Origin of the sequence: uncultured Methanobrevibacter sp. (assembly GCF_937898925.1) — an archaeon.
Taxonomy (GTDB): domain Archaea; phylum Methanobacteriota; class Methanobacteria; order Methanobacteriales; family Methanobacteriaceae; genus Methanobrevibacter.
Genome location: NZ_CALDKF010000094.1, coordinates 1 through 8,242 on the forward strand (window position 1 = coordinate 1; position 8,242 = coordinate 8,242).

General features: G+C 34.0%; 7 protein-coding genes, 1 tRNA gene and 1 pseudogene. 2 read left to right on the forward strand and 7 right to left on the reverse strand.

Going from position 1 to position 8,242, the window contains the following annotated elements:
- The 3 genes from Q0409_RS07565 to Q0409_RS07575 all read right to left on the reverse strand — a co-directional run.
- Positions 1–430 (reverse strand): ThiF family adenylyltransferase (locus Q0409_RS07565; RefSeq protein WP_298536627.1); only part of this gene is annotated, 430 nt, incomplete at its 3' end.
- Between the two features lie 136 nt (positions 431–566).
- Positions 567–1,736, reverse strand: a complete 1,170-nt coding sequence (locus Q0409_RS07570) for an aldo/keto reductase (RefSeq protein WP_298536629.1) — start codon at positions 1,734–1,736, stop codon at positions 567–569.
- A 306-nt stretch (positions 1,737–2,042) separates the two neighbouring features.
- Positions 2,043–2,152 (reverse strand) — tRNA-Met (locus Q0409_RS07575).
- A 265-nt stretch (positions 2,153–2,417) separates the two neighbouring features.
- Here Q0409_RS07575 and ahcY point away from each other — a divergent pair.
- On the forward strand, positions 2,418–3,668 hold the full coding sequence (gene ahcY, locus Q0409_RS07580; protein ID WP_298536632.1) for an adenosylhomocysteinase: 1,251 nt from the start codon (positions 2,418–2,420) through the stop codon (positions 3,666–3,668).
- Between the two features lie 122 nt (positions 3,669–3,790).
- Positions 3,791–4,456, forward strand: coding sequence for a DUF2119 domain-containing protein (locus Q0409_RS07585; RefSeq protein ID WP_298536635.1), 666 nt, complete (start codon positions 3,791–3,793; stop codon positions 4,454–4,456).
- Positions 4,457–4,486: 30 nt separating this feature from the next.
- On the opposite strand, the gene fen is transcribed toward Q0409_RS07585, so the two are convergent.
- The 4 genes and pseudogenes from fen to aksA all read right to left on the reverse strand — a co-directional run.
- Positions 4,487–5,473, reverse strand: a complete 987-nt coding sequence (gene fen / locus Q0409_RS07590; protein WP_298536637.1) for a flap endonuclease-1 — start codon at positions 5,471–5,473, stop codon at positions 4,487–4,489.
- 171 nt (positions 5,474–5,644) lie between these two features.
- Positions 5,645–6,211 carry a chorismate lyase gene (locus Q0409_RS07595; RefSeq protein WP_298536639.1) on the reverse strand — a complete coding sequence of 189 codons (567 nt, stop codon included), beginning with the start codon at positions 6,209–6,211 and terminating at the stop codon, positions 5,645–5,647.
- 65 nt (positions 6,212–6,276) lie between these two features.
- Positions 6,277–7,530 (reverse strand): homoaconitase large subunit, encoded by a 1,254-nt coding sequence (gene hacA / locus Q0409_RS07600; protein WP_298536641.1) that lies wholly within the window; start codon positions 7,528–7,530, stop codon positions 6,277–6,279.
- 266 nt (positions 7,531–7,796) lie between these two features.
- Positions 7,797–8,242 (reverse strand): annotated as a pseudogene (gene aksA / locus Q0409_RS07605) (homoaconitate hydratase); the annotation flags it as partial.

Sequence of the window (8,242 nt, forward strand, 5' to 3'; positions counted from 1 at the left end):
CTCTAGCAAATCTGCTTACGATGATTCTTGTGTATAGGTTATCCAATGCATCGATGATAATGTCCCTATCGCCAAAGACTTTTTCTATGTTATCAGCATTCAATTCTTCATTAAAATCATTTACTTTGGTATATGGGTTTGTTATTCTAACTCTTTCTTTTGTAGCAACGGTTTTGTCTACACCTACTGTTTCCAAACTGGAGATTGCCTGTCTGTTTAAGTTTGAAAGATCATATGCATCCTTGTCTATAATTGTTAAGTCGCCAAGTCCCATACGTGCAAGCATGATGATAGTTGCTCCACCTATGCCTCCACAGCCGACTATGCCTATTTTAGCATCTTTAAATCTTGTTTGTTGGCTTTTAGTTACAATACTCATTTGACGAGTTGCTATATCCCAGTATCCAAATCCTTTATATCTTTCTGGCATATTTCCACCTTTTCACATCTAATAATATATTATCAATTATCTTTTATATTTTTATATCTTTTTGAATCCCTAGTTTTATATTAAATCTCATAATATATAACAATTGTTATTTTTTATGATCACTTTTTTAAGATTATTAGAAATAAGTGTATTTTTTACCAAAGAACTCTTCTACTTTCTTTAAATCTTCAGAGATATGGATCATTTGAGGGCAATGATTTAAACAGTCATCGCAATGCAAGCAGCTATCTGCCCTTGTGCCACTTTCAAGTGAGAAATAATGCATTGCACTTCCTGCAGGATTGTTTAACATTTTAGCCACATTATATTCCCTAAAGCATCCTGCAACATCCACTCCATGAGGGCATGGCATGCAGTATCCACAACCTGTGCAGTCATTTCCTCTCCTTTGCTTGTATTCCCAAGCGACCTCATGAATAAGCTCCAAGTCATTTTCACTAATGGAGTTTATTTCTGACCTGTTGGCTATTTCAATGTTCTCCTTTACCTGCTCTATGCTGTTCATTCCACTAAGGACTGTGTTTACTTCCTCCATATTCCAAAGGTATTGGAAAGCCCATTCAAGTGGAGTTCTCTTTTCTTCAGCCATATCCCATAAATCCATAATGTCTTGAGGAATATTCTGCACCAATCTTCCACCTCTGAGAGGCTCCATTATCATGGTTCCTAAGTTATGGGAAGCCAAATACTCAACTCCCTCCCTTCCGGACTGGTATCTTTCATCAAGGTAGTTCAATTGGGTAAGGCCAAATTCGAACTTGTCATAGTCATCTACAATATCCACTATCCAATCCATTTCAGTATGAGCTGAAAATCCCATATGTTTTACTCTGCCGGAGCTTAAGAGATCATCCATGAATTCAAAGACATCAAGTTCCCTAAACATTTTCCAATAATCCTCGTTGAGGCTATGCAGCATATATAAATCAATTGAATCTGTTTTCAAATCCTTTAGTTGCTGTTCAAATATATTTTCCATATCCTCTTTTGACTTAATGAGCCAACTAGGAAGCTTTGTACTTAAAATGATTTCATCCCTATATGAATTTTCATACAAGAAGTTTCCAAGATACTCTTCACAATTTCCTTTTCCAGATAAGTTATTTGCATGATAAGAATAAGCAGTATCAACAAGATTAATTCCATTTTCAATTCCATAACTTAATATTTTATCAGATTCTTCAACATTTATTTGATTATTGTTTTCAAAATGAGGCAATCTCATTGCTCCGAATCCTAAGATAGAAACTTTCTCTCCAGTTTTTCCTAAAGTTCTATATTTCATTGTGTAACCTATAAAATTTTATTAACTTTTAATATTCTTCTAAATTGATTCTCTAAATAATTAATATTTTTTAGATATTTTAATATTGGTCTTTTTAATTAATATCATTTTTTAATAGCTTAATTGATTGAACTTTTAATAATGAATAGTTGAATCAATAAAAGCAGGTTGAATTAATCAATAAAAGTAAGTTGAATCAAGTAAATTAGTTAAATTAGTAAAAATAGTTTATTAAGTTGTCTATTTGTGTGGAATTGAATAAAAATTGTTAAAAAAAGTTATGATGTTATGATTCCTGGGATTGGATGCCGGGGGCGGGATTCGAACCCGCGATCTCACGGTATCCCAGGAAAAAAGTCAGAGCACGCTTAGTTACCCTATGAGCCGTGCGCTCTAACCAGCTGAGCCACCCCGGCATCAGACAGTATTAAAAGTTATGTTTTTTATGCTTTATATAGTTTTGGTTTGTTAGTAAATCTTATATTATAAAAAACACAATTAATATTTATATTGAAATTAATAAATTATAATGATAAAAATTATGATATGAATTATAATATGGAATTATGATATAAAGTTATGATTTGAAGTTATTATAATTATTTTATTATGATTTTTTTTTAAAATGATTATTATTGATTTTATTAATTAATTAATTAATTAATTGTTCATGTGATATTTATGAGTAATGTTAAAGACATGTCCCTTGCTGATGAAGGGATTAGAAAAATCAAATGGGTTCAGAAACACATGCCTGTTCTTGAACACATCAAAAAACAATTTGAAGAAGAAAAACCTTTTGAAGGAATTACCATTGGATCATGCTTACACTTGGAACCTAAAACTGTCAATTTAGGTTTGACTTTAAAGGCTGGTGGAGCTGAAGTGGCTATGACCGGTTGTAACCCTCTTTCAACCCATGATGATGCAGCAGCTGGAGCAGCTGCTCTTGGATTGCACATCTATGGTTGGAGAGAACAAACCGATGAGGAATACTACGAAGCTATTGACAATGTATTATCCCACAAGCCGGATGTAATCATCGATGATGGTGCAGATATGATCATGTATCTTCATGAAAAACGTCCTGAACTCTTGGCAAACATCAAAGGTGCTTGTGAAGAAACAACCACTGGTGTTCACAGATTGGAAGCTATGCATGCTGATGGGGCTCTTAAATTCCCAGTTATTGCAGTAAATGATGCTTATACCAAATACTTGTTTGACAACCGTTACGGTACTGGCCAATCCTCATTGGATGCTATTATGGGAACCACCAACATGTTGATTGCAGGTAAGAATGTAGTTGTATGCGGTTACGGTTGGTGTGGTCGTGGAGTCGCATCCCGTGCTGCAGGCCTTGGTGCAAATGTAATTGTAACTGAAGTTGACCCAATCAGAGCGCTTGAAGCAAGAATGGATGGTTACAGAGTAATGAAAATCAGAGAAGCTGTTAAAATTGCTGACCTTGTTGTAACTGTAACCGGTAACATTGATATCATCCATGGAGATGATTTCAAGTACATGAAAGATGGATGTATGTTATCCAACTCCGGACATTTCAATGTGGAAATCAACAGACAAGACCTTGAAGCTCAATCTGTAAGCTGTGAAGAGGTAAGAGAAAGCATTGAAATGTTTACCATGAAAGATGGCAGAAAAATCTATCTTTTGGCAGATGGAAGACTTGTTAACCTTGCAGCAGCAAGAGGTCAAGGACACCCAGCAGAAATCATGGACATGAGTTTTGCTGTTCAAGCATTGTCTGCTAAATACATCGTTGAAAATGACTTGTCCTTAAGTGTTGAAAAGGCTCCTGACAGCATTGATGATGATGTTGCAAGATTAAAGCTTAAGGCTATGGGTATTGAAATCGATGACTTGTCCGAACGTCAAAAAGATTACTTATCCGATTGGAGAGAAGGAACCTAGTTCTCTTTAATCTTTTATTTTATTTTTAAATAAATTATTTTTTTAAATCTTTATTTTACTTTAATTTAATTTTTTTTTAAATTTTTATATTTCATTTTCTATTTAACTATTGAACTGATATCATGTCTTATTTTCGCTATATTGATAATGGAGAAGGCCCTACCAAATTATTCATTGGAGGAGTTCATGGTGATGAAGGCAAGGATGTATTGCCTTTGATTAAGCTTTTATCCAATGAGGATTTTTCAAGTGGACAAATCTATATCTACAATTTCGATAAGACTCCTTATGTTTCCACAATTCACAGGGAATTTTACGAGTCTGAGCAAGGGAAGAAAATATTGGATTTGATTGATTATTATAAACCTGATTTTTATACAGAACTCCATTCCTACAATATTAAGCATTTTGAGAAATTAACAAGCTTGGACAGACTTGATAAGGATGGAATTCCACCATTGATTGATTGCAGTCAATATGTCTTATGCAGTTCCGTTTCCCCTTTGATAAGACGGAAACATTTCACTAAGGAAAATATTTGTCAAACTCTAGAGTTTCCTTCATTCAGGGGTGAAGACTTAAAGCTCAGTGATGATGAGCTATTTGAAAAATATGATTATGATTATGATGCTTCTGTTCACGAATACATGTCATTTTTAAGGCTTATCACACTCAGCAAAAATAGGGATGACTTTGAAAAAAGAGTGTTGAAGGATTATAAAAAACAGGCTGATCTTGCCTTAAAGTATGTAAAAATAATTTATGGATTGGATTTTCCACGTTATTAAAATTAGAAAAATAAATAGATAAGATTGGGTTTAGAACCAATCCTCTAAACTTTTTTGTGTTGAACTTAATTTTTTCAGTTTTTCAGTTACATTCAAGACTCTGCTTTCTGAAAATCCATGCTCTTCACACATGAATTCAACAAGCTGGTCTTTTTTTGCACTTTTAAACTTGATCTCATAGTCGGTATTCACTTCATGATTTAGGAAAATGTCTCTTAGTTCATCTGGTTCCACATTCACTTCTGTGATTCCCTTTTGAACTAAAATATCTTCTAAACTGTTGTTTCTGATTAATTTTAATCCTGTTTTTGCACCGATTCCATGGATTCCTTCGTTGAAGTCGGTTCCTACCATCAATGCCACATCGATTAGCTGTTCTCTTGTCAAGTCTATATCTTCCAAGACCTTTTGAAGTTCAAGATATTCAAGGTTTGACAATCCTCCACTTAATGTGAGATTTCTGATGATACGTGGAGCGCCGAACAGCAAACAGTCATAATCCTGTGAAGCTACAGCCCATGCATCTCCTTGCTCTACCATATACGCTCCTTGAGCTTCACCTTCTCCTTTTGCTTGCACATAAGGTATTCCCATATAATCAAGCAGTTTTTTAGAGGATTCAAGGATATAAGGAGACATTCTGGAAGTTCTTATAGCAAATTTCCTTGCTTCTTCAATGTTTCCTGCAGCTTTAGCCTCTTCCCATTTTTCCATAGCCTCTTCTTTAATTGCCTTTCTTTGTTCAAGGGTCTTTGCTTTATGCTCTGAACTGTCTCCATCAAAAACATAGATAGGTTTGATTCCTTTATCAACTATTGATGCAGTTCTATAGAGGATTCCACTTAAATGGGAGGTTACATTGCCGTTTTGATCCATTAATGGGCTTCCATCTCTTTGACGAATGCCTGATAAAAACTGGTAAATTGTGTTGTATGCGTCAATTGCCACAGTTCTTCCTTCCAAATCTTTTAGACTAATTTCCTCTGGGGAAACTATGTCCTTGAATTTTACTCCCATATCATCCACCTAATCTTTCTTAAATTCATTTGTTTTTATTTTAGTCATTGTAAATATATCTATTTTGTGAAATAGAGCATTTGAAAACTATTTTTCATGTTTAGTTAACTATTCATGGCTTAAATCATATTTTTAATGCTCTATATTTCATCATCCTTATATCAGCATAACTTATATTTCAGTAAAGTAATTTATTGGGAAGAATTCCTTAATCCACATCAAGATTTCGCCATTGTTTATTATGGTGTAATCACGTGTTAAGAAATCTTCTTCAGTATTATAAAGCTCTTTAAGCTTATCTGATGCTTTTTCTATCTGAATAACATTTATCTCTCTTCTGGATTCAACATTGTAGTTTTTCAATATCCTTCCAATAGGAGTGTCTGCTCTGATTAAGTCGTCCCTGATCTCCTGTGTCAATCTTTTTAGAGGTATGTAGGAAACAGCATAAATCAAAGGATTATCGTCCTTATGCATTACGATTTCCCTATAATTTACTTCATCTCCAACAGCAACATTAACCAAAGGTGCACTTTCTTCAGTTGCCTCTTCAAAATGTTGCTCTAAAGTTTTCAAATCGATTTTTCCATATAGGACATCAAGGATTGCTGTAATTGAACCATCAGTTGTCAATAGAATTTTTTGAGTGTTTGAAAACTGTTTATGGTATTTTTCCTCAACAGCATTAATTTTTTCAATTAAACGTACATTGATGTTATTATCAGTAGTTTTTGACATATTCAGTCTCCGTGTTACTTGTTAATTTTATTATTTTAATAAAAAATTATGGATTTAAATATGATTTATAAGTTATCAGGGTTTTCAATGAATCCTGAAATTGCAGATGCTGCCACAACTCCTGCATTAGCTAAATATACTGATGAATTAGGATCTCCCATTCTTCCTTTGAAGTTTCTGTTTGTTGAGGAAATGCTTGTTTCACCTTCAGACAATACTCCCATATGTCCACCTAAACATGGTCCGCAACCTGGGTTGGATACCATAGCTCCAGCATCTAAGAATGTCTTTATGTATCCTAAATCCATTGCCTTTTGGTATATTTCCTTTGATGCAGGGATGATGATTAATCTGACGTCATCATGGACTTGCTTTCCTTCAAGCACTGCTGCTGCTTGTGCAAGGTCTGATAACCTTCCATTGGTACATGAACCGATAAATCCTTGGTCAATGTGGGTTCCAGCAACTTGTGACAATGGTTTTACATTATCCACATCATTAGGGCAAGCTATTTGAGCTTCCATGTCATCTACATTAAACAGGAATTCCTTTTCGTATACGGAATCCTTATCGGATTTGAGTATATTCAATTGGTCCTTTGTCTTGCCTGTTCTTTCGCAAACATATTCAATTGTGGACTGATTAGGTTCCATAATTCCGTTTTTAGCACCCATTTCTATAGCCATGTTTGTCATGGTCATTCTGCTTTCAACATCTAAATTGTCGATTGTCTCTCCACAGAATTCAGCAGTCTTATAGGTGGCTCCAGCTATTCCAATCTCTCCAATGATGTTTAAAATCAAGTCCTTTGAAGTGATGCCGGGGTTCAATTTTCCTTCAACTTCTATCTTGAATGATTCAGGAACCATGAACCATGTCTTTCCAGTGGCATAAACCATAGCTAAATCGGTAGCGCCCATTCCAGTGGAAAATGCTCCAAATGCGCCATAGGTACATGTATGTGAGTCTGCACCAACAATGATTTTTCCAGGCTCAACATGGCCTTTTTCAGGAAGCACCTGATGGCAGATTCCTTCTCCATGAATGTAATGATTCTTAATTCCTTGAGTTTTAATGAAGTTTCTAGCAACCTTTTGAAACTCTGCAGATCCAATTGTGTTTGCAGGAACATTATGGTCAAAGACAATGACTATCTTTTCATTGTCCCATACCTTATCGCTTATTTTTTCAAAGGTTTTTATTGCAGGAGGTGAAGTTCCATCATGTGACATTGCCAAATCAACATCCACTTCGATAATTTCTCCAGGAATGACTTCACGACCTAGTTTCTGAGATAATATTTTTTCTGAAATATTCAAATTTAATCTCCTAAAAATTTTATCAATATCAATTTAATCAATATCTTTAATTTAATTAATTTAATTTTATATCTATTTTTATAATTTAATCCATTAGATTTATAAATTTATTTATATTAATTTCAGTTTTATTAATTTCTGTTTAATAGGTTAAAAATAGTTAATTGCTCATCTAAAATAGAATTTAAAATAAAAATAAGTTTTTTAGTCAAGATAAAATAATTTAAATAGATTTAAAAAAATAAAAAAAGAAAATGTTGATTATATTATAAATCAACATAATTTGAATCAATGCTTCTTACAATGTCTTTAAATACATTGTCGTCAATGTATTTTCCTTCTTCTCTGCTTTCCTTTACCTTTTTCACGATTTGGCAAAGTTGGTCATTGGTCACTTTGAATCCACATTCATCAAGTTTTGCCTTAACAGCTCTGCAACCGGAATGTTTTCCTAAAACCAATTGTCTTCTTTGACCAACGAGTTCAGGCAAATATGGTTCGTATGTAAGAGGCTCTTCAATTACTGCATCCACATGGATTCCAGATTCATGTCTAAATACGTTCTTACCTACAATTGGCTTATTGTATGGGATTTCCAAACCGGTTTTCTTGGATACCAATTCAGATAACTCTTGGATGTATTTGGTCTTGAAGCCTAAGTCCTTACCATACAATAATTTTAATGACATGATCAACTCTTCAAGGGAAGCGT

Bases quoted from the DNA above. Each gene is read 5' to 3' on its own strand.
- ahcY (WP_298536632.1), top strand. From the start codon at position 2,418: ATGAGTAATGTTAAAGACATGTCCCTTGCTGATGAAGGGATTAGAAAA.
- Q0409_RS07570 (WP_298536629.1), bottom strand. From the start codon at position 1,736: ATGAAATATAGAACTTTAGGAAAAACTGGAGAGAAAGTTTCTATCTTA.
- fen (WP_298536637.1), bottom strand. From the start codon at position 5,473: ATGGGAGTAAAATTCAAGGACATAGTTTCCCCAGAGGAAATTAGTCTA.
- Q0409_RS07585 (WP_298536635.1), top strand. From the start codon at position 3,791: ATGTCTTATTTTCGCTATATTGATAATGGAGAAGGCCCTACCAAATTA.
- Q0409_RS07595 (WP_298536639.1), bottom strand. From the start codon at position 6,211: ATGTCAAAAACTACTGATAATAACATCAATGTACGTTTAATTGAAAAA.